General features: G+C 64.9%; 21 protein-coding genes. 12 read left to right on the plus strand and 9 right to left on the minus strand.

Translation table 11 applies throughout. The features are described from left to right. The first annotated feature begins 9 nt into the window (after positions 1 to 9). Positions 10 to 1704 carry an amidohydrolase gene (locus B3T59_RS21950; RefSeq protein ID WP_287005141.1) on the plus strand — a complete coding sequence of 565 codons (1695 nt, stop codon included), beginning with the start codon at positions 10 to 12 and terminating at the stop codon, positions 1702 to 1704. On the opposite strand, the gene B3T59_RS21955 is transcribed toward B3T59_RS21950, so the two are convergent. Further along, positions 1698 to 2609, minus strand: a complete 912-nt coding sequence (locus tag B3T59_RS21955) for a LysR family transcriptional regulator (RefSeq protein ID WP_005207121.1) — start codon at positions 2607 to 2609, stop codon at positions 1698 to 1700. The two genes, B3T59_RS21950 and B3T59_RS21955, sit on opposite strands and share 7 nt — an antisense overlap. Before the next feature lie 140 nt (positions 2610 to 2749). Here B3T59_RS21955 and B3T59_RS21960 point away from each other — a divergent pair, with 140 nt between their 5' ends. After that, on the plus strand, positions 2750 to 4315 hold the full coding sequence (locus B3T59_RS21960; RefSeq protein ID WP_287005142.1) for an APC family permease: 1566 nt from the start codon (positions 2750 to 2752) through the stop codon (positions 4313 to 4315). Here the strand turns inward: B3T59_RS21960 and B3T59_RS21965 are convergent. Further along, entirely contained in the window at positions 4296 to 5900 is a 1605-nt protein-coding gene (locus tag B3T59_RS21965) for a GMC family oxidoreductase (RefSeq protein ID WP_005207123.1), read from the minus strand. The genes B3T59_RS21960 and B3T59_RS21965 overlap by 20 nt on opposite strands. Next, the gene (locus tag B3T59_RS21970) at positions 5897 to 7318 is read right to left on the minus strand and encodes a purine-cytosine permease family protein (protein ID WP_287005143.1); all 1422 of its coding nucleotides are present in this window, start codon (positions 7316 to 7318) and stop codon (positions 5897 to 5899) included. Before B3T59_RS21970 ends, B3T59_RS21965 begins: the two co-directional genes overlap by 4 nt. A gap of 333 nt (positions 7319 to 7651) precedes the next feature. On the opposite strand from B3T59_RS21970, the gene B3T59_RS21975 reads away from it, so the two are divergent. Next, positions 7652 to 9148 (plus strand): aldehyde dehydrogenase family protein, encoded by a 1497-nt coding sequence (locus B3T59_RS21975; RefSeq protein ID WP_005207126.1) that lies wholly within the window; start codon positions 7652 to 7654, stop codon positions 9146 to 9148. Between the two features lie 696 nt (positions 9149 to 9844). Continuing rightward, positions 9845 to 11773 carry an HNH endonuclease signature motif containing protein gene (locus B3T59_RS21980; RefSeq protein WP_005202199.1) on the plus strand — a complete coding sequence of 643 codons (1929 nt, stop codon included), beginning with the start codon at positions 9845 to 9847 and terminating at the stop codon, positions 11771 to 11773. Positions 11774 to 11895: 122 nt separating this feature from the next. On the opposite strand, the gene B3T59_RS21985 is transcribed toward B3T59_RS21980, so the two are convergent. Continuing rightward, on the minus strand, positions 11896 to 12483 hold the full coding sequence (locus B3T59_RS21985; RefSeq protein ID WP_039854309.1) for a TetR/AcrR family transcriptional regulator: 588 nt from the start codon (positions 12481 to 12483) through the stop codon (positions 11896 to 11898). A gap of 194 nt (positions 12484 to 12677) precedes the next feature. On the opposite strand from B3T59_RS21985, the gene B3T59_RS21990 reads away from it, so the two are divergent. Both B3T59_RS21990 and B3T59_RS21995 read left to right on the plus strand, forming a co-directional pair. Beyond that, complete coding sequence (locus B3T59_RS21990) at positions 12678 to 14504, plus strand: acyl-CoA dehydrogenase (protein ID WP_005202211.1); 1827 nt, start codon at positions 12678 to 12680, stop codon at positions 14502 to 14504. 41 nt (positions 14505 to 14545) lie between these two features. After that, positions 14546 to 15307 carry an SDR family NAD(P)-dependent oxidoreductase gene (locus B3T59_RS21995; RefSeq protein WP_005202213.1) on the plus strand — a complete coding sequence of 254 codons (762 nt, stop codon included), beginning with the start codon at positions 14546 to 14548 and terminating at the stop codon, positions 15305 to 15307. A gap of 53 nt (positions 15308 to 15360) precedes the next feature. On the opposite strand, the gene B3T59_RS22000 is transcribed toward B3T59_RS21995, so the two are convergent. Continuing rightward, a complete protein-coding gene (locus B3T59_RS22000; protein ID WP_005202214.1) occupies positions 15361 to 16113 on the minus strand; it encodes a class I SAM-dependent methyltransferase in 753 nt (250 codons plus the stop codon). Between the two features lie 184 nt (positions 16114 to 16297). Beyond that, entirely contained in the window at positions 16298 to 16807 is a 510-nt protein-coding gene (locus B3T59_RS22005) for an NUDIX domain-containing protein (protein ID WP_197501446.1), read from the minus strand. A gap of 78 nt (positions 16808 to 16885) precedes the next feature. On the opposite strand from B3T59_RS22005, the gene B3T59_RS22010 reads away from it, so the two are divergent. Next, positions 16886 to 18586 (plus strand): nucleobase:cation symporter-2 family protein, encoded by a 1701-nt coding sequence (locus tag B3T59_RS22010; RefSeq protein ID WP_064904947.1) that lies wholly within the window; start codon positions 16886 to 16888, stop codon positions 18584 to 18586. Positions 18587 to 18619: 33 nt separating this feature from the next. On the opposite strand, the gene B3T59_RS22015 is transcribed toward B3T59_RS22010, so the two are convergent. After that, on the minus strand, positions 18620 to 18958 hold the full coding sequence (locus B3T59_RS22015) for a DUF2200 domain-containing protein (RefSeq protein ID WP_064865058.1): 339 nt from the start codon (positions 18956 to 18958) through the stop codon (positions 18620 to 18622). Between the two features lie 68 nt (positions 18959 to 19026). Between B3T59_RS22015 and B3T59_RS22020 the strand changes: the two genes are divergently transcribed. The 4 genes from B3T59_RS22020 to rsgA all read left to right on the plus strand — a co-directional run bounded on the left by B3T59_RS22020 (position 19027) and on the right by rsgA (position 22134). Continuing rightward, positions 19027 to 19248, plus strand: coding sequence for a hypothetical protein (locus B3T59_RS22020; RefSeq protein ID WP_064904949.1), 222 nt, complete (start codon positions 19027 to 19029; stop codon positions 19246 to 19248). A 105-nt stretch (positions 19249 to 19353) separates the two neighbouring features. Beyond that, positions 19354 to 19740: a VOC family protein gene (locus B3T59_RS22025; protein WP_064862032.1), complete on the plus strand. Its 387-nt coding sequence runs from the start codon at positions 19354 to 19356 to the stop codon at positions 19738 to 19740. A 44-nt stretch (positions 19741 to 19784) separates the two neighbouring features. After that, positions 19785 to 21050: a 3-phosphoshikimate 1-carboxyvinyltransferase gene (aroA, locus tag B3T59_RS22030; protein ID WP_064904950.1), complete on the plus strand. Its 1266-nt coding sequence runs from the start codon at positions 19785 to 19787 to the stop codon at positions 21048 to 21050. Positions 21051 to 21099: 49 nt separating this feature from the next. Further along, the gene (gene rsgA, locus B3T59_RS22035; protein WP_064862034.1) at positions 21100 to 22134 is read left to right on the plus strand and encodes a ribosome small subunit-dependent GTPase A; all 1035 of its coding nucleotides are present in this window, start codon (positions 21100 to 21102) and stop codon (positions 22132 to 22134) included. A 66-nt stretch (positions 22135 to 22200) separates the two neighbouring features. Here the strand turns inward: rsgA and B3T59_RS22040 are convergent, their stop codons facing one another. After that, on the minus strand, positions 22201 to 22833 hold the full coding sequence (locus B3T59_RS22040; RefSeq protein WP_287005144.1) for a LysR substrate-binding domain-containing protein: 633 nt from the start codon (positions 22831 to 22833) through the stop codon (positions 22201 to 22203). Then, positions 22806 to 23135, minus strand: a complete 330-nt coding sequence (locus B3T59_RS22045; protein WP_287005145.1) for a LysR family transcriptional regulator — start codon at positions 23133 to 23135, stop codon at positions 22806 to 22808. The genes B3T59_RS22040 and B3T59_RS22045 overlap by 28 nt, the downstream gene beginning before the upstream one ends. Before the next feature lie 104 nt (positions 23136 to 23239). Here B3T59_RS22045 and B3T59_RS22050 point away from each other — a divergent pair. Next, positions 23240 to 24193, plus strand: a 954-nt coding sequence (locus B3T59_RS22050; RefSeq protein WP_287005146.1) for an MFS transporter, incomplete at its 3' end; no start/stop codon positions are given.

Here is a 24193-nt window from a genome sequence, read left to right on the forward strand (position 1 = left end):
GGAGTGGTGATGTACGCAGATCACATTTTCACCAACGCCGCGGTGTGGCAACCACTCGGTATGCCACCGGCGAGCACGGTCGCGGTGTCCGACGGCACCATCGTCGCGATCGCGTCGGACGTCGACCGTGACCTCGTCTCGGCGTCGACCGTCATCCACGACCTCGCGGGAGCAAGCCTGCTCCCGGGGTTCATCGATGCGCACGTGCATCCAGTGGCAGGCGGACTCGCAGCGCTGCGCTGTGATCTGTCCGAGCTTGCACATGACCGGCGCGGTTACCTCGAGGCCATCGCGGCCTACGTCGACTCACACCCCGATGCCCCGGTCATCACCGGAAGTGGTTGGTATGGCGACGCATTTCCCGGCGGTCTGCCCACGCGTGCCGACCTCGACGAGGTGGTCGCGGACCGACCGGCTGTGCTTTCCAGCCACGACGGACACGGCGTCTGGGTCAACAGCGCCGCACTCGCCGGCGCCGGAATCGACCGGCACACACCGGACCCGACGGGTGGACGTATCGAGCGCGACGCCGCGGGCGAACCCACCGGCGTCCTGTTCGAGCGGGCGGCCGACAGCGTCCAGGCGCTCGCGCCCGAGATCGACGACGCCGTGCTGCGCGAGGCATTGTTGACAGCTCAACGTCGACTGCACTCCGTCGGAGTCACCGGCTGGCAGGACGCGGGCGTCGACATCCCCGCATTCGGACTCTCGGACACACTCGCGACGTACCTCGCCGCGGACGAGGCTGGAGAGTTGACCGCACGCGTGTGCGGGGCATTGTGGTGGGCGGCCGAACAGGGGCTCTCGCAGATCGACGCACTCCGCGAACGCCGGGCACTCGCGCGACACGGCGGCCGGTTTCACGTCGACACCGTCAAGGTGATGCAGGACGGGATCTGCGAAAACTGCACTGCCGCAATGCTTGCGCCCTACTCCGACCTGCCGACCGGGGCCGACCCCACCGGGCTCTCCTTCATCGACCCGGCAGAACTGAACGAGGTCTGCGCACTCCTCGCACGCGACGAGTTCCACATCCACATGCACGCAGTCGGCGACCGCGCGGTCCGCGAATGCCTCGATGCGCTCGGTGCCGCACGCGCCGCCAATCCACAGTTCGACGCCGCACACCAGATCGCACATCTGGATGTGGTTGACCCGCAGGATATTCCACGCTTCGCAGCGCTCGGCGTGATGGCGAACATCCAGGCACTGTGGGCTCGCCGCGACATCGAGATCGTAGAACGCAAGCTCCCGCTACTGGGCGCCGACCGCGAGCGATGGCACTTCCCCTTCGGTTCGATCAGCGCGGCCGGTGGAACGCTGGCGATGGGCAGCGACTGGCCCGTCACCGACCCCAATCCGCTGTGGGCAATCCACACCGCAGTGAATCGGACCGGTTCTGCCGCCGATCCACATGCAATCGGCACCGACGCTCGCACCGTGCCGCTCGTCGCCGAGCAGGCCCTCACTCTGCGGACCGCCGTCGATGCCTACACGATCGGCGCGGCGCGCGCCGCCCACTGCGCTGAACACAGCGGTTCGATCGAGATCGGCAAGGACGCCGACCTCGTCGCACTCTCCGGTGACATCTCGACAACGCCGGATATCGGTTGCCTCACAGCACAACTGACGATGGTCGGGGGAAGCGTTGTCGGGGGTAGCGTGCTCGGCGAGAACGTCGGTGGCCAGGCATGCGCTCACTGAGCGGAGGTGTCGCCGAACAGGTCTCGGCACAGTTCGGCGACGACTGCCGCACGCCGGGTCGGTCGCGCGGCGATCGCATTGAGCAGGACCATCGTGAGCGCGGGCGTCTCGTCGGCGATGGGTATCGCTGCGACCGGATGTCCGTCGAGCGCCATCGGCACGGCGGACTGCAGGTTGAGCACCGTGTATGCCAAGCCACGTCCGACCAGCGCGCGACAGGTCTCGACGGTCGTCGAGCGGTAGCGCACAACGGGTTCGACGCCGGCGTCGGCGAAGACCTGCCGGAAGTAGTCACGGCTGTGTGGCAGGTCGAGCAACGCCATGGGTTCGTCGGCCAGGTCGGCGAGTCGGACCTTCCGCCGTTTGGCGAGTCGGTGCGAGCCCGCGACCAGAGCGTAGGGCGGAACACGGCGCAGCGGCCATCGTTTGAGTCGCGGGTCGTCGACGAGGTCGTAACCGATACCCATCTCGAATGTTCCGTTCGCGACACCCTCGGCCAGGTCGGCCATGTCGACCTCGGTGGTCACCAACTCCAGATTCGGCAGCTTCTCGGCTGCGACGGACAACAACTCAGGAAGGAGGTAGGGCGCCATGACCTCGAAACAACCGATCGTCAGGGTTCCGGTCAGCGAGCCACCCAATCCGTGTGCGGCAGAACGAAGATCAGCCGCGGATGCCAACAACTGGCGGCTCGCCACGAGCAATTGTCGACCTGCGGGAGTCAACGTGATGCCCTTGGCGTGATGACGGACAAGAAGCTGAATCCCCAGTGCCCCTTCGAGATCGGTCAGCGCCGTCGACATCGCCGACTGCGATAGGTGCACCGCCGACGCCGCGCGGGTGATACTCCCCGCCTCGGCCACGGCGACGAAATACTCCAACTGACGCAACGTGTAATCAGCCACGACGACCTCACAGACGATCCGGCGCGGCATCGGCTCGATCAATGCCGATGCACGAGAACCCCGACTCTACAGAACTTCGCGTCATCCCGACGGCTATCTGACGCCGCGCGAGGAATCCCCTTCCATCCAGGAGCACCTCCATGACACTCTCGCATTCCGACCCGGGACGGACACCCGCCGCCCAGGCGCCGTCCACACGGGCTCATCCCACACAGGCGCATCCCGGGCAGATTCATCCCGACCTCGAACAAGGCGGTCCTCACCTCCGGCATTCGTTGCGCCGCTTCGATGTTCCGATCATGATCCTGTCGGCCCTGATCAGCCTCGACATGGTGGGCGAGATCTCGTCGTTCGGCGGCGAGACCTTCACATGGCTCGTCGTGTTGGCGCTGCTGTGGATGGTGCCGTACGGCCTCGTCACCTCGGAGCTGGGTAGCGCATTTCCCGATGAGGGCGGACTGTTCGAGTGGGTCAAGCGCGCCTTCGGCCGTCTACCCGCGTCCATCGCCACAGTCAGGTACTGGTCGATCAACCCGTTGTGGATCGGCGGGTCGCTCGCCTTCATCAGCACTGAAGCATGGAGCACGTTCATCCATCCGATCGGTTCGGGCACCGCGGGCGACTTTCTCTTCAAGACGCTCTTCGTCGTGGCAGCCGTCGCAGTGACGCTGCTGTCGATGCGCCGGGCGAGGGCAGTGCTGCAACTCGGGACCTACCTCAAGCTGATCCTGGCCGCCGTGTTCCTCGTGACGACTGTCATCTACGGAATTCAGCACGGATTCAACGGAATCGGCTCGGTCACCTGGTCGCCGACGCTCGGCGGCTTCCTCGGCCTCGTACCGCTGCTCCTGTTCTCCCTCGTCGGTTTCGAGGTTCCCAGCCAGGCGGGCGGCGAGATGCAGAATCCGCAGCGCGACGTTCCGCGCGGTATCGCGATGAGCGGATGCATCGGTCTGATGGTCTACGCGCTGCCGGTACTGGCACTGCTGCTGGTGTTGCCGAGCGACAAGATCACCGGTATCGGGGGTTTCATGGCTGCACTCGACACCGTCTTCGGTGTCTACGGGTCAGCGGCGTCGATCCTCGTGAAGGTTGCGGTGATCGCGTTCATCATCGCGCTCGGAATCACCGGCGCCACCTGGGCGATGGCCGCGAACCGCGCGTTGGCGGTGGCCGCCGGCGACGGCGGATTCTTCCCCTACTTCGCGAAGTTCGACGCCAAGACGGGTTCGCCGATTCGGGTCGGCATCTTCACCGGAGTGATCGCCCTGGCGTTCATGATCGTCGGCGTCGTCTTCTCCGGCGGTGACAGCGCAGCCACGTTCACGGTGGTGCTCACCATCACCATCTCGACGTCGCTGATCGCCTACCTCTTCGTCTTTCCCGCGGCATTCCGCCTGCGCATCAACCATCCGAACACGCCGCGGCCCTACGCCGTCCCCGGCGGAACCATCGGCATGGGCATCGCGGCGGGACTCGCGACATTCTGGGCGGCACTCGGGGTCTGGGTCGCGGTGTTCCCTGGCACCCTGGAGAGCCTGTTCGGCCTCGACTACGCGTTCCTCGACACCTGGAAGGTCTCACGCGTCCGCTTCGAGGCGTTCACACTCGGGACTCTGGCCGTGCTCACACTGATCGCCACCGCCGGATACCTCGTCGCACGAAGGTCGCGACGCACCAACCCGATCACTGTTGAGCAGCGATGATCTCTGCGGCGCGTTCGGCAACGCTCATGATGGTGCCGACAGGATTGACCGAGGTGAGCGTGGGAAAGACGGAGGCATCGACGACGCGCAGACCGCTGACCCCACGGACTCGCAGCGATGGGTCCAGCACGGCCATCGGGTCGTCGTCCGACCCCATCCTGCAGGTTCCGGATACGTGGTAGACCGTCTGATGCGTGGCCCGCAGTGCCGACGACAGTTCGTCGTCGGACTGCAGGGCCTCGCCCGGGAACACTTCGCGCACAACCCACTTCGACATCGGTGCGGTTGCCGCGATACGTCGTGCGGCACGAATGCCCGCCACGAGCGTCGCCTCGTCCACACCGTCGGGGTCGGTGAAGTACCGGTAGTCGATCGACGGTGGAGTCGACGGATCGTCGTCGACGATCTGGACCCGACCGCGGCTGCGCGGTTTGGCCACGTTCGGCGCGATCGAGATGATCCGGTCAGGCATGTCGACGCCGTAGCTGACGGCATGATCTGCGACGGCCTCGACCGGGAAATGCATGAGCACGTCGGGACGGGCGGGGCTCGATTCGTCGACGCGCAGCGCAGCGCCCGCATCCCACCCCGTGGCGCACGTCGACGGCACGTCGCGATCGGTCTCCCACACGATGAGACCTTCGGCGTGATCCATGAGGTTCTCACCGACGCCGGGTGCGACGACGCGCACCGGCACTCCCGCCCGGGTGAGCACGTCGCTCGGACCGATTCCTGAGCGCTGCAGCAGTGCGGGTGAAGCGATCGCACCCGCGCAGACAATGACTTCACGCGAGGCGAGGTGATCGTTCTCGCTACCGTCTCGCGCGATGGTCCGCACTCCGACGGCGCGGTCGCCGTCGAAGATGATCGAACTGGCCAGTTCATGGTGCAGCACAGTCAGATTGGATCGCTCGGCGAGTACGGGGTGCAAATAGTGCACCGAGGTCGACGATCGCAGGTTGGATTCGGGGGTGTAGCCGATGTCGAAGAATCCGGCACCCTCCCCCGTGTTCGCGAAGTCGGCGTCGTGGTTCCAGCCGGCTCGAGCCGGCAGGTCAAGAGCGCAGCGCGCAGCGTCGACGACGTCGGCGACGTACGGATTGCGGTCGGCTTCTGCAACGGGCGCGATGGGCGTGACGAGCTTGTCGAAGCAACGGCCGAGCGTATCCGCATCCCACCCGTCGGCACCCAGCGCGACCCACTCGTCGATGTCTGCGCGCAGCGGCCGCCACGTGATCATCGTGTTTGCCGTCGCGCAACCTCCGAGGATGTGCATGCGCGCCTGACGAATTCCGGAATTGCCGCGCTCCTGCGGCACGCTGCGGTAGTCCTGGTCGTACTCGCTCTCGAGCATCTCCGCCCACCGTCGAATCGAGCGGGCGCGGGGCTCGTGCTCGTCACTCGGGCCGGCCTCGAGGACCGTGACCGTCACCGCGGGGTCCTCGCTGAGTCGAGCCGCCACGATGCAGCCGGCCGTGCCGCCTCCTACGACGAGATAGTCAGTGACACTGGGTATATCAGGGGCACTGGGCATATCAGGGGCACTGGGCTTGTCAGGAGAACCGAGGTTGTCAGGATGGCTCATGCCGCCGGCTCTGACGCCAGGTTCGAGCTCGCCAACGCCTCGCTCTTACGTGTGGTCATCAGCACGTAGTAGAGGGGGCAGATGACAGCGAGCCCGACAATCCACGAGATATCGACGCCGCCAATCTCTTTCGCCAGCGGACCGGTCCACAGCGTCGTCGAGAGGAACGGGATCTGCACTCCGATACCGATCACGTAGCACGCGATCGCGATCCAGTTGAATCGGCCGTAGACGCCACCATCACGACGGAACAATGATTCGATGTCGTACTCGCCGTGGCGAAGGAGGTAGTAGTCGACGAGATTGACTGCGGTCCAGGGAATCAGGACGCAGAGGAGCAGGGCCAAGAAGTTGGCGTAGTTGGCCAGGAAGTCGTCTGCACTGAGCAGAGCAGGCAGCATCGCGATGGCGAACAGCACGAGCGCGATGACTGCACGGCTCGTCGCCTGTGCTCGCCATCGAGGAAAGATGTTCTGTCCCACTGTGATCGTGGAGAGCGCGCCACAGTAGAGGTTCATGCCGTTGGTGACGCTGATACCGACGGCGAAGACGAGGAACAGCCCCGTGGAGATCCCATGGGTCAACGTTCCCATGCCCGCGAGGGTGTCGGAGTCGGGCAGAGCGGCGCCGATCAGCACACCGAGCAGCATCGGAAGTACCGACCCGAGAACACATCCCGCATAGGTTGCCCAGAAGGCCGTCTTCACTCCGGTGTCGCGCGGCAGATAGCGCGTGTAGTCCGACACGTAGGGCGCGTAGGCGATCTGCCACAACGCCGCTGCGGAGAACGTGGCCATGAAGCCTGCCCAGGTGAACCCGCTGCTGTGCCAGGTATCCGTCGGCAACCCATTGACACCGATCATCCAGACGAACGCGAGGAGGAGCGCCAGGCCCGCGACCACCGACAGCACAGCCGCCATGGAGTGAATCAGCTTGTAGCCGATCATCGTCACGACGACGCTGAAGGCACCGATGATGAAGATCGCCCAGTTGTCCGGCAGCCCGGTCACTTCGGCGAAGGCTTTGCCGCCGAGCACCGCGTTCGACGCGAAGAATCCCAGATACATGAAGACGACGAGCACCACCACGAGCAGGCTGCCCAGCGAACCGAATTGTGCTCGGGTCTGGAGCATCTGGGGTACACCCATCTGCGGGCCCTGCGCCGCGTGCAGCGCCATGACCACACCGCCCACGAGATTGCCAGCGACGACTGCGATCGCGCCCGCCCAGAAGGGCAGCCCGAACACGGTGGTGGCCAGCGCTCCGGTGATGATCGTCAGCAGCATGATGTTCGAGCCGAACCACACGGTGAAGATGTCGCGCGCGCGGCCGTGCCGTTCGTCGTGCGGAATGTGGTCGATGGTGCGGCGCTCCACCGACGGCGCTGCGCCCGTCGACGGCTGGGTTGACGTGTTCATCGGGAGATACCTCTGCTCTGTGTGGGCGGCACTGGATCGGCCTGTGCGCGTGTGTCTGGCGGGTGTCACGGTGTGCGGTTCGGAGCGAGCCACGGCCACGGCGTCGGGGCTGTTCAGCAAGTATCGAGGCGATCAGCATCACCGGGAAAACAGAAAGTTCCGGACTTTTACATCTAGAGAACAGATGACCTCGTTGCGCTATACGTTCTCGGCGCTGACGGGCAGCCGTACCACGTCGGCGCCCCCTTACATCGACCAGACCGATGTAGAACGTCAGATAAATCGGCGCTGCCTGATCTATCGCGCTTCACGATTTCCCGTCACGATAGAGTCATGACCGATCTACCCGACCTCACCTCGATCGACTGGTCCGCGCGCGCAGGCGAGATCGCGTTCTGCTCCCAGGCGTTCATCGATGGCCAGTGGCTCTCCGCACAGTCCGGCACGACCTTCGACGTCGTGAACCCTGCGACGGACACCGTGCTCGCCTCCGTCGCCGCCTGCAACGCCGAGGACGTCGACGTCGCCGTCGCCGCTGCGCGTCGAGCCTTCGACGACGGGCGCTGGTCGAAGCTGTCCGCCGGCGAGCGCGGGACGGTACTCATCCGCTTCGCCACCCTGATCGAACAGCATGCCGAGGAACTCGCGACGCTCGTGACGCTGGAGATGGGCAAGGCGATCCGCGATTCGTACGAGGTCGAAGTCCCCGGCGCCGCAGCCGTTTTCCGGTTCTACGGCGAGGTGGCCGACAAGATCCCGGGCGAGTTGCCCCCGACCGCCGACGGCAGCGTCGCCATGGTTCGCCGGGTACCGCTCGGCGTCGTCGGCGCAGTTGTGCCCTGGAACTTTCCGCTCGACATCGCAGCATGGAAGGTCGCACCCGCACTGGCCGCGGGCAACACCGTCGTCCTCAAACCTGCTGAGGAAAGCCCGCTTTCGGCTCTGCGCTTGGCCGAGATCGCGGTCGAAGCCGGGATCCCACCCGGCGTCTTCAACGTCGTGCCGGGCCTGGGCGCCGACGCCGGTCGTGCGCTCGGACTCCACTCCGACGTGCAGTGCCTGACATTCACCGGCTCCACGGAGGTCGGAAAGAAGTTCTTGGCCTACAGCGCAGAATCGAACATGAAGCAGGTCTGGCTCGAGTGTGGCGGCAAGAGCCCCAACCTGGTGTTCGCCGACTGCGCCGACCTCGACGCCGCCGCAGAGATGGCCTGTTTCGGCATCTTCGGCAATCAGGGCGAGGTCTGCTCTGCCAACAGCCGACTTCTGGTGCAGCGCGAAATACTCGACGAATTCGTCGACAAGGTTGTCGAGAAGGCTGGGGCTTACTTGCCTGGCGACCCGCTCGACCCGGCGTCGACAACGGGCGCCATGGTGACGCGCAAGCAACTCGACCTCGTCCTCGGCTTCGTCGATCAGGCGCGCGAAGACGGACGAATAGCACTTGGCGGCAACCGAATCGGCGACGTCGGGTGCTTCATGGAGCCCACCGTCGTCGTCGACCTTCCCGCCGATTCGGCGGTGATGACCGACGAGATCTTCGGCCCGGTGCTGGCGGTGATCGCGTTCGATTCCGAGGACGAGGCAGTCGCCCTGGCCAACGACACTCCGTTCGGGCTTGCAGCATCGGCATGGACCTCGAATCTCGATCGCGCACTGCGGATGTCGGACAATCTGCACGCCGGAACCGTCTCGATCAACACTGTCGACGCCCTTTCTCCCGGAACACCTTTCGGCGGCTTCGGGGCATCGGGGTTCGGTTCGGACCTGTCGGTCCACGCGATCGAGAAGTTCACCGGACTCAAGACGACGTGGATCGCGCGCGGCTGAGAATAACGTCCGCGAGGTAGCTGACACAGCCCGACGGAGCCAAGGGCACCGTGTGTTGTGTCCTCGATCACCGCAGTCCGCGGTCGATCTCCGCCGCTGCGAAAAGCGCTGAAGCAGTCTTCACAATCTCATTAGTTCTTGGCAATTCGGCAAATTGACGCCGAAGTCCGGTGGACCTCGGCTTCATGCTCGGCGACCGTCTGCGCGCCCGGCCCTGAATCCAGCAGGCGTCTTTCTCGATCCAGTTGGGCAACGTCGCAGTTTGACGTTGAACAGGCCACCGACGTGCTTACTGGCGGCGAGTTTCGACTCGGCCGCCTCCTTCAAACGGTCGTGATACATCCGAACCGCCGGCTCACGGGTCTACTGATCGAACTTCCGTGGTGCTCCCATATCCGTCCTCCCGGTGAGATCACGGTTCTGCCGCACCCCGTTCGCTCAGCTTGGCCTGTTCGCGACGCTCTGTAGTCGCGCCACAGCCGTGCGGGGACTTGCGAGCTGAGGCGTCTCCGCGTTGTTCTGGGAGATGAGATCACACCCGAAAGGACACCGCCTCTCATCGAAAGATTGTTCGGATTCTCCTGGCGGATGCCCGTTTCGTCAGGTAGCATAGAACACATATTCGAAGAGGCTGATCGGCTCGATCTCGGCAGCCGATTCTCTGTAACGGATACTCACGGGCGGGGGTGAGAACAGATGGCCACAGAATTTCACGACGAGCAGATCGACGAAAACCTCAGCACGCCTTCCGCTTTGGCTTCAACCGTGCCAGGTTCGGCCGATGCCGCGGTGGCTGAGCAACTGTCACGTCTGTCAGCAGCCTTGGACACGTTGGCTGAGGTTGATGCGTCGGCGCTGTCGGACGGAGTCCTCGTAGAAGCTGCGCAGGTTGCCGAGCGGCTGGCTCGGCGCACCTCGGGAGCTGTGACCGACCGTCTGGTGGTCGAGGTGTCTGATCGCAGTGCCGACCGTAGGCTGGGCTACCGCAATCTAAGTGGGTTTTTGGCCAGTCATCTGCACGTCGGTGACCCTGCGGCCAGGTATTGGCTGATCGCCGAAACCGGCACGTTCACCTCGATACTGGGTGAGCGAGTGGCCCCGAAGTGTCCAACCCTGGCCGAGCGTGTGGCGCAGGGATTGGTGGCGCCCGCACATGCACGGGCCGTCATCGATGTGCTCAACAAGATCCCTCGCGCCGTTCCCGCAGAGACGCGTGCGGCAGCCGAGGTGCAGATGGCAGATTATGCGACTTCATACACTCCGGCTGAAATCAGCAGTCTCGGGGCACGATTGTTGGCCCATCTCGATCCCGACGGCTCACTGACAGACGCCAAAGACCGCAAGCGTCGTCGTGCGTTCTGGGTGAATCGGCAAGATGCGCAACTGATGTCACGGCTGACCGCCGATCTCGATCCGGCCGCACGCGCGCGTCTGGATGCGGTGCTGGATGCGTGGGGCAAACCCGGTATGAACAATCCCGATGATCCCGACTCGCCGTCAGGACCTGTCGGTTCGGCTGATCCCGACCTGCTCCGCGCAGCGGCACAACGTGACGAGCGATCGGCAGCGCAACGCAATCATGACGCCTTCTCTGCGCTGCTGGCTCGTGTGCTCGACTCCGGCATGCTCGGCAAGTCTCATCGCGGGCTGCCGATCCAGGTGATCGTCAAAACCAGTCTCACCGAACTCGAGCAGCAGGCTGGTTTGGCGCAGACCGCCTCCGGAGCGCTACTGCCGATCAAGGATCTGATCGAGATGGCTGCCACCAGCGGCGCGCAGCCATTCCTCGCAGTGTTCGCCGAACACACCAGCGTGCCACTGTATTTGGGTCGATCGAAAAGGATCGCCACCCTCGGACAACGCTTCGCCTCGTTCGCCTCCGATGGCGGCGGGATGTGTTCAGCACCGGGTTGTACCCAACCCGCGTCGCGAGTACAGATGCATCACGCCGCCAAGGACTGGGCGAAGGGTGGACTCACCGATATCGACCAACTGGTGCCCGCATGCGACGTGCACAACAGCAAGGTCGGACCGAATATCGGCCAGTACACAACGCGAATGATCACCGACGGTCCCGACACCGGACGAGTGGCGTGGCGGTTGAACGCCAGTCCCGGCATGCCACCCAATCGTGAACATGTGAACCGAATGGCCGACGTGGCCGCCGACTTCCGCGACTACCTCGCCTCCGAGCACACCGGCACCGCGCACACCGGCACCGAGCAGATCAACGCCGAACACACCGCGACCGACACCACCGGGCATCCTGCAGGAATTACAACGGCCGGCGGTGCGAGTTCGAGCGGCATGACCGGCGCAGGCGAACCCAGCGTTGGCGGCGCTGCTGTATCGCCACGCCGGAAAACGGATACGCCGAGCGCGTATGAGCAGATCTTCACCGGCGTCGAACTGCGACTGGTGGCGAGCATGCTCACCGACGACACCCCGGCCCGCGAGAAGCGCGTCGACTTCACGTGGAACCCACCCAGACCACTCCAACTCGACCCGGACCCGCCGACGGACCCCGGCGGGCCATCCGACCCCGGCGCGTCACCTGAACCGGACCCGCCGGCCGCACCCGACTCGCCTGGCGGCGTCGACCCGCCGCTGTCTGACGCAGCCTGACTGGCTGCGGCGTCGCCGCCAATCCTGTTGCACCGCAACCCGTCAGCAACCCGTCAGCCCCCCGCACCGTACATCCGGTGGCGGGGCTGACGTGGTTGGGCGTCGAATCAACCCTGTTCGAATCAACCCTCGCGCGCCAACACCATGCGCAGGGCCATACGCGCGTACGCGGTGCCCAGCGTGCCGGGGTCGCGGTGATCTCGACTGGGGAACCAGCGGCACACGTCGACGCACAGCGATGAGATGGCGAGCACCACATCGTCCGGGTCGTCGGCCGCGAACTCCCCGGCCGCGACCCCTCCGGCGACGATCGTCGCGAGAATTGCGGTCGTCTTGCGTCGAACCGCGCTGATCGAACGGTAGTGATCGGCGGTGAGCGCACCCAGTTCGTACTGGACCACCTTGGCCAGCTCGTGGTGCTCCGCCTGCCACCGCGCGAAGGCACTCACGACGTTCTCCAGACGAACCGCGTACGGGTCAGACGGATCGTCGACTTCGCGTAGCGCCTCGTAGACGCTGCGGTGTCCGTCGAGGGCGATCGAGTACAGCAGGTCCTCTTTCGACCGGAAGTGTGGGTACATCGCCGCGGCGCTCATCTTCAACGAGGCAGCGATCTGCCGCGTCGACGTGCCCGCATAGCCGAGTTGGGCGAACGACACAATTGCCGCATCGCGTATGCGCTGCGCTGCAGCCGACTCCCGCGTCGTCACGTCGCCGTCACCCCGTTTCGCTCGTCGAATTCCCGCCTGATGGTTGACCCAAACCGGCACACCAGGCAGTATAAGCGAGTGCTCATAAAATGAGCGACTGCTTAGGACGACGATTCCGTCACGTCGGACTTCGGATCGTGTGACCCGATCGTCGTGTCGAGCAGCCAGCAATCCGCTGCCTCAAGGAAAGTGTCATGGCCGAACCGATCTCCAAGCGCGACCTCGAATTCATGCTCTACGAGTGGCTCGACGTCGAGTCACTGACCGAGCGCGAACGCTTCGCCGAACACTCCCGAGACACATTCGACGCCGTGCTCGAACTCGCCGCCGACCTCGCGACCAAACGCTTCGCGCCGGTCAACCGACTCGGCGACACCCAGGAGCCCTACGTCGGCGACGACGGTGCCGTCGTCTTGCCCGACGAAATCCAGTCGGGCATCGCCGAGTTCATCAAGGCGGGCCTGGGCGCGGGCTCGTTCGACGAATCGCTCGGCGGCATGCAATTGCCGAGCGTCGTGAGTCTCGCTGCGCAGTCGTGGTTCCAGGCGGCGAATGCAGGCATGTCGTCGTACTCGTTCCTCACGATCGGCAACGCCAATCTGATCGCCGAGTACGGCACACCAGAACAGATCGACACCTGGGTTCGCCCCATGGTCGAGGGACGCTACTTCGGCACGATGTGCCTGTCCGAGCCGCAGGCCGGATCCTCACTCGCCGACATCACGACCAAGGCGACACCGACTGACGACGGCACCTACCGCATCACCGGAACCAAGATGTGGATCTCGGCAGGCGACCACGAACTCGGTGAGAACATCGTGCATCTCGTGCTCGCCAAGGCTCCGGGCGGCAAGCCGGGAGTAAAGGGCATCTCGCTGTTCATCGTTCCCAAGTACCTGCCGGAGGGCACCCGCAACGACGTCGCACTCGTCGGCCTCAACCACAAGATGGGCCAGCGCGCGACCACCAACTGCCTCCTCAACTTCGGCGACGGCACCTACGGCACTGAACAAAACTCCGGCGCGGAATCCACCGGCGCTGAACAAAACCCGCCCGCTCACTCCGTTCCCGGCGCGGTCGGCTACCTGGTTGGCGAGGAGCACAAAGGCCTCCAGTACATGTTCCACATGATGAACGAGGCGCGCATCGGCGTCGGATTCCTCGCAACATCACTGGGTTACGCGGGCTACCTCACATCCCTCGAGTACGCCAAGGTTCGCACGCAGGGGCGTCCTGTCGACCAGAAGGACCCGACCTCCAAGCCCGTCCCGATCATCGAGCACGCCGACGTCAAACGGATGTTGTTGGCGCAGAAGGCCTATGTCGAAGGGGCACTCGCGCTCGGCCTGTACTCCGGCAAGCTCGTCGACCTGCAGCGGACCGGAGACGCAAGCGAGGCAACTCGAGCGGGCCTGCTGCTCGATGTCCTCACGCCGATCTCCAAGTCGTGGCCGTCCCAATGGTGTTTGACCGCAAACGATCTCGCCATCCAGATTCACGGCGGCTACGGTTACACCCGCGAGTTCCCCGTCGAGCAGTTCTACCGCGACAACCGTCTCAACCCCATCCACGAGGGCGCACATGGCATCCACGGACTCGACCTGCTCGGCCGCAAGGTCATCATGAATGGCGGAGCCGGCCTGGAACTGCTCGCGAACACGATCACCCAGACCACCGACCGCGCTGGCTCCACTCCCGCCACTGCGGCTCTCGCCGACGAATTGCGCAGTCGCGTCCAACGACTCGTCACCGTGACCGGGCAGGTGTGGTCGGCAGGAGATGTCGCGGTCTCGCTCGCGAACGCCACCGCATACCTCGAAGCCACCGGACACATCGTCATCGCCTGGATGTGGCTCGAGCAACTGCTCGCCGTCGCAGACAAGACCGGAGACTTCTACGACGGCAAACGCGTCGCAGCGCAGTACTTCTTCACCTATGAGCTACCGAAGGTCGACGCCCAGTTCGACCTGCTCGCAGCGCTCGACCGCACGACGCTCGACGCGCGTCCCGAAATATTCTGACCCACAACACATCCCCGCACGATCGACTCAGGAGAGACTTCATGTCAGTACTCGATCTGTTCAACGTGACCGACAAGGTCGTCGTCGTCACCGGCGCCTCGTCGGGACTCGGCGTACGCTTCGCCACGGCCTTCGCGGAGGCAGGCGCCGACGTCGTACTCGCCGCCCGACGCGCCGACCGGCTGACCGAGACCGCAGCACAGGTCGAGGCACTCGGACGCAAAGCCCTGACCGTGGCGGCAGATGTCTCCGACCCCGCGGACTGCCAGCGCGTGATCGACAGCGCCGTCGAAACTTTCGGCCGCGTCGACATCCTCATCAACAACGCGGGCATCGGCACCGCGGTACCGGCAACGCGTGAGACGCCGGAGCAGTTCCGTTCGGTCATCGACGTCAACCTCAACGGCTCGTACTGGATGGCTCAGGCCGCGGGCCGAGTCATGCAGCCGGGCAGCGTTATCGTCAACATCTCCAGCATCTTGGGCCTGACCACCGCAGGTCTCCCCCAGGCCGCCTATGCGGCGAGCAAGGCTGCCATCGTCGGCCTCACCCGCGATCTGGCCCAACAGTGGGGATCTCGAAAGGGTATCCGCGTCAACGCGATTGCACCCGGGTTTTTCGAGAGCGAGATGACAGACACCTACGCACCCGGATACATCGAGTCGCAGATGCCGCGAGTCCTGCTGGGACGTATGGGAGATCCCTCGGAACTCGCGGCCACGGCGATCTGGCTGAGCTCGGCCGCAGGCGGCTACGTCACCGGCCAGACGATCGCGGTCGACGGCGGAATCACGGTCACCTAGATCGGCTACCGCCCGCGCAACCGCCCGACACAACCATTGACCGCGGTGGCGATTCAAACCGTCGCCACCGCGATCAGTGTGTCGCAGTTGACCTCTGCGGGCCCCTCGGATGCCAGCCGTTCGAGGAACACCTGCCGCACCTGTGCGATCTGCTCGTCGTCGAGTGGTGTGAGTGCGCCACGCATCCCCGTGCCCACCACCAACTTCCAGGCGAAGTCCGGCGTGCACTCGATGCGCAGTCGGTACACCGACGTGTCGACCTTCTGGGCGCCCAACGTCGTGAACCATTGCGAGACAGACTCTTCGGTGTCGATATGACTGATCGGCATCCGACTCCCGCTACGCGGCCCTTGATGTGACGTTTCGCCTGCCACCTCCGCAACCGATGCGCGGTAGATCTCGCTGAACTCACGAAGGCTGTCGGCGTGCCAGATCGACGCCCCCATCCGCCCTCCCGGGCGCAGCAGACTCAACACGTTGCGCACGGCGTCGTCCATGTCCGGAAGGAAGAAAATCCCGAACGAACACGCCACCACGTCGAAAGGTGTTACGCAGGGCGATGTTCCGGCTTTCAATGCCGTGACGTCGGCGACGACGCAGTCGATCTCCAGACCTTCGTCAGCCGCATTGGCAGCGGCGATGTCGAGTAGTTCGGACGCGAAATCGACTGCGACGACCGTGCCTGCCGATCCGGTAGCCCGAGCAGCGGGTAGCGCACTCGCTCCGGTCCCCGAACAGATGTCGAGGATGCGCTCCCCTGGCCGGATGTCGAGTTCGTCGACCAGAGCCTGACCCGCAGGCCCCACAGACTCGGTCGCAAGGCGTCGAAATCGGTTCCGATCGAATTGAACAAGCCGATTAACCTGAAACCCACCGCATGATCTGTCATGCAACCCACCGTAGTGACACCACACCCTTAACGACAATGGTTGTCAGCGAACGGTGAAAGGCGGCGTCCAGTGGTTGTGGAGGTTCACTGGTTGTGGAGGTTCACTGCTTGCCGAGCGCCGATTCGAGTCGATCGACGAACTCCGCCTGCGCGGGGTTCAGCTTCACGCGCGCCTCGTCGAGGCCACACCACTGCGCCCGATCGACTTCGGGAAATGTCTGCATACACCCCGACCGCGGCGGCCACACCATCTCGAACGTGTTGCTGACGACGGTGTCGACGTCGACGTCGCCCTCGACAGCGAAGGCGGTGACGACCTTGCCGCTTTTCTGGCGCACGTCACCGAGTTCGATGACCTCGCCTCGAGGAGCGGCGTGCCCGATCTCCTCGGCGAACTCGCGGCGCGCCGTGTCGAGCGGAGACTCGTCGGCCTCCGGCAGCCCCTTGGGCACCGACCACGCGCCCTCGTCCTTGCGCGCCCACAGCGGACCACCCGGGTGCGCGATGAGTACCTCGACTCCCCCGAAAGAGCCGCCTTCGATCGAAGCTGCCCCGCCGGTCCGTCGAAATACCAGGAGCCCGAAACTGTGTCGGGAAGTGCGCGTGTCCACGCAATATATTCTGGCGGAAACAGGGACGTCACACGATCGCGTCGTGTCCGAAACGTCCGATAAGTAGAACAATGATCCGTGACCGTTCTCGACACGATCAAACATGGCAGAAAGGCCGCCCGCGCGGTCGACGACATCCCACCGCTGGCGCGACTGTTCCCTCTGGGCCTACAGCACGTGATGGCGATGTACGCGGGAGCGGTAGCCGTTCCGTTGATCGTCGGCGGGGCAATGGTCGGCGCAGGGCAGATGCGCTCGGACGAGATCGTGCACCTGATCACGGCCGACCTCTTCGTCGCAGGTATCGCCACGATTGTGCAGGCGGTGGGATTCTGGCGCTTCGGAGTGCGCCTCCCATTGATGCAGGGCGTGACGTTCGCGGCCGTCGGCCCGATGATCACCATCGGCCTCAACCACGGCATCACCGCGATCTATGGCTCGGTGATCGCGTGCGGCCTGTTCATGATGCTCGTGGCGCCCATCGTCGGACGGCTCATCAGATTCTTCCCACCACTGGTGACCGGCACGATCATCTTGATCATCGGTATCTCACTGATGAGTGTCGCCGCAGGTTGGTTCGGCGGTGGCACCGCGAAGGGTGAGGACTTCGGTGCTCCCAAGTCCATCGCCTTCGGCTTCCTCACGCTGCTGATCATCATCCTGCTCGAACGATTCGGGCCACCCGCGGTCAAACGTGTCTCGATCCTCCTCGGCCTCGTCGCAGGAACACTCATCTCGATTCCGTTCGGGATGACCGACTGGAGCCACGTCGGATCGAGCTCATGGTTCGCCGTGCCCGAACCGTTCTACTTCGGCTTCCCCAGCTTCGACGTCAGCTCGATCATCGCGATGATCATCGTCGCGTTGGTCATCATGACCGAGACGACCGGCGACATCGTGGCCGTCGGTGAGATCGTCGACGAGAAGATCACGCCGCAGCGTCTGGCCGACGGCATGCGCGCCGACGGTGCAGGCACCGTGCTTGGCGGCATCTTCAACACATTCCCGTACACCGCGTTCGCGCAGAACGTCGGGCTGGTGGCGATCACCAACGTCAAGTCGCGCCACGTCGCAACGTGCGCGGGCGTCATCCTGGTGATCCTGGGTCTGGTTCCCAAGATGGCCGCGATCATCGAGGGCATTCCTCAGCCCGTGCTCGGTGGTGCGGGCGTGGCGCTGTTCGGCATGGTCGCCGCGAGCGGCGTGCGGACGTTGACCAAGGTGAAGTTCAACAACTCCAACATCCTGGTCGTCGCGATCTCCATCGGCGTCGCGATGCTCACCGAGGCGAGCCTGTCGTACACCAACGACGACAAGATTCCCGTTGCGCTCGATCTCTACGCCAAGTTCCCCGACTGGTTCCAGACCATCTTCCACTCGGGAATCTCGGCGGGAGCCATCTGCGCCATCGTGCTGAACCTGGTCTTCAACTGGCGCAGCACATCTACCGATCCCGTCGATTATCACAACACCGGTGAAATCGACGTCGCTGGCGACAACGTCGGGATCTCGGGGTCCGACGCTCCGCGCGGGGCCGCATTCGATCCGCGCGACGCACTCGCCGCCGCGGACCCGAACACGAGTCCGCAGACGCTACGCATCCTGGCCGACCACGACCCCGGGCTGCATCCGTTCATCGTCACCAACCCGTCGGCACCGAAGGATTTGTGCGACGAGATCAAGGCTCTCGGCGATCCGAAGGTGACGAGCCTGTTCGACAAGTGGGACGACGTCACCGACGGCAAGTTCTCCAGCCGCGGACAGGACACACCGGCCTGAGCTGGGATGGGCCCAGCAGCGGGGACGCTGGAACTACCGCAGCACCTTCTCGATGGCCTTGCCCTTGGCGAGTTCGTCGACCAGCTTGTCGAGGTAGCGGATCTTGCGCATGAGCGGGTCGTCGATCTCCTCGACACGCTTGCCGCAGACGACGCCGGTGATGAGTTCTGCGCGCGGGTTGAGCTGCGCGTCGTCGAAGAAGTCCGCGAAGGTGGTGCCGTCCTCGATGTGACGGGTGAGCGCGGCGTCGTCGAATCCCGTGAGCCAGCAGATGACCTGATCGAGTTCGGCTTTGGTGCGACCCTTGCGCTCCACTTTGGCGACGTAGAGCGGGTAGACGTCGGCGAAGCTCGTAGTGAAGATGCGGCGCATTCCTCGACGGTAACGGGTCGCCGGGCCGTCTCCCCGCGCCACCAGCGGATGAGTCCTATCGTTGGTGCATGTCAGACAGCCCCGATCCCGACAGCCCCGACCCCGACGATCCCGACATCCCACACGAGCAGCCTCACGAGTCGGCGTTCGCTTTCGGCGACGCCACCCCGATCGGCGAGACCGATCGTATCGCCCGCGAGAAGGCCATCTACGAGGCCGCCCGCCACGGCAATGACGTCAATCGCGGTCACGCGCTCGGCGGCAGCGACGGGACCACCGAGGGGCAGTGACGCCGTCAGCCCGGCGGTGCCATGACAACGGGTCACGTCAGCAAGTCCTGACGCGCCGCGATGGCTGGTGTCCGACTCGTCGGTAACCGTGTAGATACTGAAGACATGGAGATCCTGAGTAGTCGCATCCTGTTGCGGTCGCGTGATCCCGAGGCTCTTCAGCACTTCTACCGCCACAAACTTCATCTCGCGATCGCGCGTGAGTACCCGGGCGGCCTGGTCTTCCACGCGGGCAACGGCTTGATCGAAGTACCCGGCCACATGAGTACCGACCTGCCCGACGGCCACGCGAACGGGGCCGCGCTGTGGATTCAGGTGCGCGACGTCGCCGCGACCCAGCGCGAACTGAGCGCAATGGGAGTCGACATCCGCAGGGAGACGCTGACCGAACCGTGGGGCCTCATCGAAATGCACGTCGTCGACCCGGACGGACGCACCCTCATCCTCGTCGAGGTACCTGCCGATCATCCGCTGCGGTTGGACAACCGCTGAGTTCGGCATCCGGCGCTGCAAGCACGACATGCGAGACTGAACGCATGAGCATCTGGACTGCGCCCCTCGCCGACCGCCATATTCAGGCCACCGTCGACCTGCCCGGGTCGAAGTCCATCACCAATCGCGCGCTGGTACTCGCCGCGCTGGCCGACGGACCGTCGACAATCACCGGAACCCTGCGCAGTCGCGATACCAACCTCATGCTGTCCGCGCTCACCGAACTCGGCGTCGGAGTCCGCGTCGACCCCGCCGATCCCACGACCGTCTCCATCGAACCTCGGCCGCTGCATGCGGGCGAGGTGTTCTGCGGCCTGGCCGGAACAGTCATGCGATTCCTGCCGCCGGTGGCCGCGCTCGCCTCCGGCGACGTCGCATTCGACGGCGACCCACAAGCCCGACAGCGCCCACTCACCACCATCCTCGCTGCTCTGCGCGACCTCGGGGTGGGGGTCGACGGCGACAGCCTGCCGTTCGTGGTGCACGGCACGGGCTCGGCCGACGGTGGCACGGTCACGATCGATGCGTCCGGGTCGTCGCAGTTCGTGTCGGGACTCCTGCTTGCCGCAGCGCGATTCGACAACGGGATCACGGTGCGACACGTCGGAGCGCCGGTGCCGTCGACGCCGCACATCGACATGACCGTCGAGATGCTCGCCACCGCGGGGGTCGTCGTCGACACGTCACAACCCGATACCTGGCGCGTACCCCCGAGTGTGATCAAAGCCGTCGACGTCGCTGTCGAACCCGACTTGTCCAATGCCGCAGCGTTTCTCGCGGCGGCCGCGGTCACCGGCGGTGAGGTCAGCATCCCGCGTTGGCCCGCGACAACAACACAGCCGGGTGCACAGATCGTCGACATTCTCGCCGAGATGGGCTGCACCGCAGAACTTTCCGACGGCGTGCTGACGGTGCGCGGGCCAGAACGACTCACCGGGATCAGCCGGAACCTCCGCGACATCGGCGAGCTGACTCCGACGATCGCCGCGGTGTGCGCGCTCGCCGATGGGGAATCCCTGTTGAGTGGGATCGCCCACCTGCGCGGCCACGAGACCGACAGGCTTGCCGCGCTCGCCACCGAGATCAACAAGCTCGGTGGTGATGTGTCCGAGACCGACGACGGGCTCATCATCCGACCGGCTCCGCTACATGGCGGACAATGGGATTCGTATGCAGATCACCGCATGGCCACGGCAGGCGCGATCATCGGCCTTGTGGTCCCCAGCGTCACCGTCGACGACATCGAGACCACGTCGAAGACGTTGCCCGACTTCCCCGGAATGTGGCAGCAGATGGTCGGACATCCGTGATCTACCGCGCGGCAAAGGCTTTCACAGTGTGTCCTGACGGAGGACGCCGGTGAGCCGCCGCGCGAGCAGCTACGACGAATCCGATGTACGGATTCGTCCGGGCAAGGGCAGCCGACCGCGCACCAAGACCAGACCGACACACGACGACGCGCAACATGCGATGGTCGTCTCGGTCGACCGGGGCCGCTGGGGCTGCGTGATCGACGGAGACCCCGACCGACGCGTGGTCGCGATGCGCGCCCGCGAACTCGGCCGCACACCTGTGGTGGTCGGCGACGACGTATCGCTCGTCGGCGATCTCTCCGGCGATTCCGGAAGCCTTGCACGCATCGTGAAGGTGGCGGAGCGTCGAACTGTATTGCGGCGCACCGCCGATGACACCGACCCCTACGAGCGCATCGTCGTCGCGAACGCCGATCAACTCCTCATCGTGACAGCAATGGCCGACCCTCCCCCACGCACCGGATTCGTCGAAAGAGCGCTCGCGGCAGCGTATGTCGGCGGGCTGTCACCGATCCTGTGTCTGACCAAGACCGACCTCGCCTCCTCGGACGAATTCGCTGCCGCATTCGCCGACCTCGACCTGCCGGTTGTGCGTGCGGGGCGCGACGATCCACTCGACGACGTGCTGGCATTACTCACCAATCACCGCACGGCGCTCATCGGACACTCGGGGGTCGGAAAGTCGACGTTGGTGAATCGCCTTGTCCCAGAAGCGGAACGAGCAACCGGGGTCGTCAGCGGCGTCGGCAAGGGACGCCATACGTCGACGCAGTCGGTTGCACTGCCACTGCCGGGCGACCACGACAAGCCGCGCGGCTGGGTGATCGACACACCGGGTATCCGCTCGTTCGGCCTGGCGCACGTCAGCGCCGACGACATCGTGAACGCCTTCGACGATCTCCACGAAGCGATCGAGAACTGCCCGCGCGGGTGCACCCACCTCGGACCGCCCGCCGACCCCGAGTGCGCACTGGACTCGCTGACCGGACACTCCCACCGGCGCGCCATGGCGGTGCGGCACCTGTTACGGGCGGTCAGCGACACAAAGGAGACCGGGACGAAGCAGAGCGGGGAGAACTGAACATCGCGGTCAGGTTTCCGGCGCGCAATGTCGCACCGGCCCTTCGCATTTCGACCTGTCACGCTGTCATATCCCCAGGCGGCCCGCATACCTCTCGAACGATATCCAGCACGGCGCCCGCCGCCTTGTCAGGCTTCTGGTAGCCGAGTGGGCTACGTAGATCACCCAGGTGAGATCCCGGTCGACACAGGGGACGATACCGGCTCCGGACTGATCGGCCGCAACGCTGGCGGGAACCGCTGTCACACCAAAACCACTGCGTGCCAACTGAATTCCAAAGACCTGATCGGCAACCTCGATGACCGAATGCCGCGTCGGGATCTCGGCGTCGATGATCGTTCGGGTTCCCCAACCAGGTGGGTAGTCGATGACGCGCTCGTCTGCGAGGTCGTCGGCGGCGAAACGTCCCGCGCGCGCAAGCCGGTGGTCGGGATGAGTAACCAGTACCAGCGGCTCGGCGGCCAACGCGTACGAGGTGATCCCCGACAGATCGCGTACGCGACCACCCAGCAGCGTCAGGTCGAGGGAGCCATTGCGCAGATGCCGGACGTTGTCCGCGCTGCCCTGCGGACTCTGCCGCATGGCGATTGAGATGCCCGGATGACGGCGATGGACCACCTCGAACGCCCCGGCGAGGTTGATCGTGGCGACGTTGACGAGGGCTCCGAGCACTACCTCGCCACGGACCTCGCCTCGCATCCCGGCGATCGCGTCACGCACCTCGTCCCGTGCGCGCAACGCATCCCGGCGATCGCGTCACGCACCTCGTCCCGTGCGCGCAACGCTTCCCGCGCCGGGGCCATCGCCGCCCGCCCGGCGTCGGTCAACACCAGCACGGTGCGCGTCCGGTCGAAGAGCTTTGCACCGAGTTCGTGCTCGAGCTTCGCCACTCCTGTCGACACCGCGGACTGCACGACGTGCAGAGATCGCGCCGCCGCGGTGAAAGTTCCCTGGTCACAGCACGCGAGAAAGTACTCGAGCTGACGCAATTCCATTCGCATCTCCAGCAGGGTGGTCGCAGCAACGTATCAATCATCAACGATGGTGATGTCCGTATCGAAATCTATCGCTTTTCAGCATGGCCTATCCGGCTCACCATGGACTCATGACTTCGCCACAGCGCACCTCACCCAGCTCATCGGAGACGAACCCGTCCGGAACGTCCGCGACACCGTCGACGGTCACGCCGCGGTTGAGTCGACTGGTAGTGCTGCTCTTTGCGATCACGGCGGGATCATCCGCAGGCTGCCTGTACTACCTGCAGCCACTACTGCATGAGGTCGGCGACGATTTCCACATCTCGACCGCTGCCGCAGGTCTCGTCGTCTCGGTCACTCAGGTCGGCTACCTCATCGGTCTGGCACTCGTCGTGCCGCTCGGAGACTTCGTCAGCCGACGCATCCTGGTCGGCGGACTGCTCGTCGTCTCCTGCATCGGCCTGGCCATCGCGGCCTTCTCTCCGGCCTACGCGGTGCTGATGGTGATGGTCTTCGCGGTGGGTGTCTCCGCGTCAGCAGCGCAGGTCGTCGTGCCGTGGGCAGCAGCGGTCGCCGCGCCGGGCGAGCGCGGTGCAATCGTCGGCACGGTGATGAGCGGACTACTTGTCGGAATCCTGTTCTCCCGTGTATTCGCCGGGTTGGTTGCGCAGGTCGGCGGGTGGCGCACGGTGCTGGTCGTCGCAGCAGTGGTCCAGCTGGCGATGGCGGCCGCGGTGTGGTGGTATGCCCCGCGCACGGCGATCAGCGCCACGTCGACGAGCTATCCCCGCGTGCTGTGGTCCATCGTCACCCTGGTTCGCAGCGAAGGGGTCCTACGTCACCGCATGCTTCTCGGCGGACTGAACATGGCCGCCTTCAGCGGCATGTGGACGGCCATCGCATTCCTGCTCGCAGGGGCACACGGCTCGCAGTACCACTTCTCCGACGCCGCGATCGGACTCTTCGGACTCGCCGGGGTGGCCGGGGCGTTGGCGGCGCCGCGCGTCGGCAAACTCGCCGACCGCGGGTATCTACGCCACACCCAATACGGCGTGTGGGCGATCGAACTCCTGGGGTGGGCT

It is taken from the genome of Gordonia sp. UBA7860 (genome assembly GCF_002500165.1).
GTDB lineage: Bacteria > Actinomycetota > Actinomycetes > Mycobacteriales > Mycobacteriaceae > Gordonia > Gordonia sputi.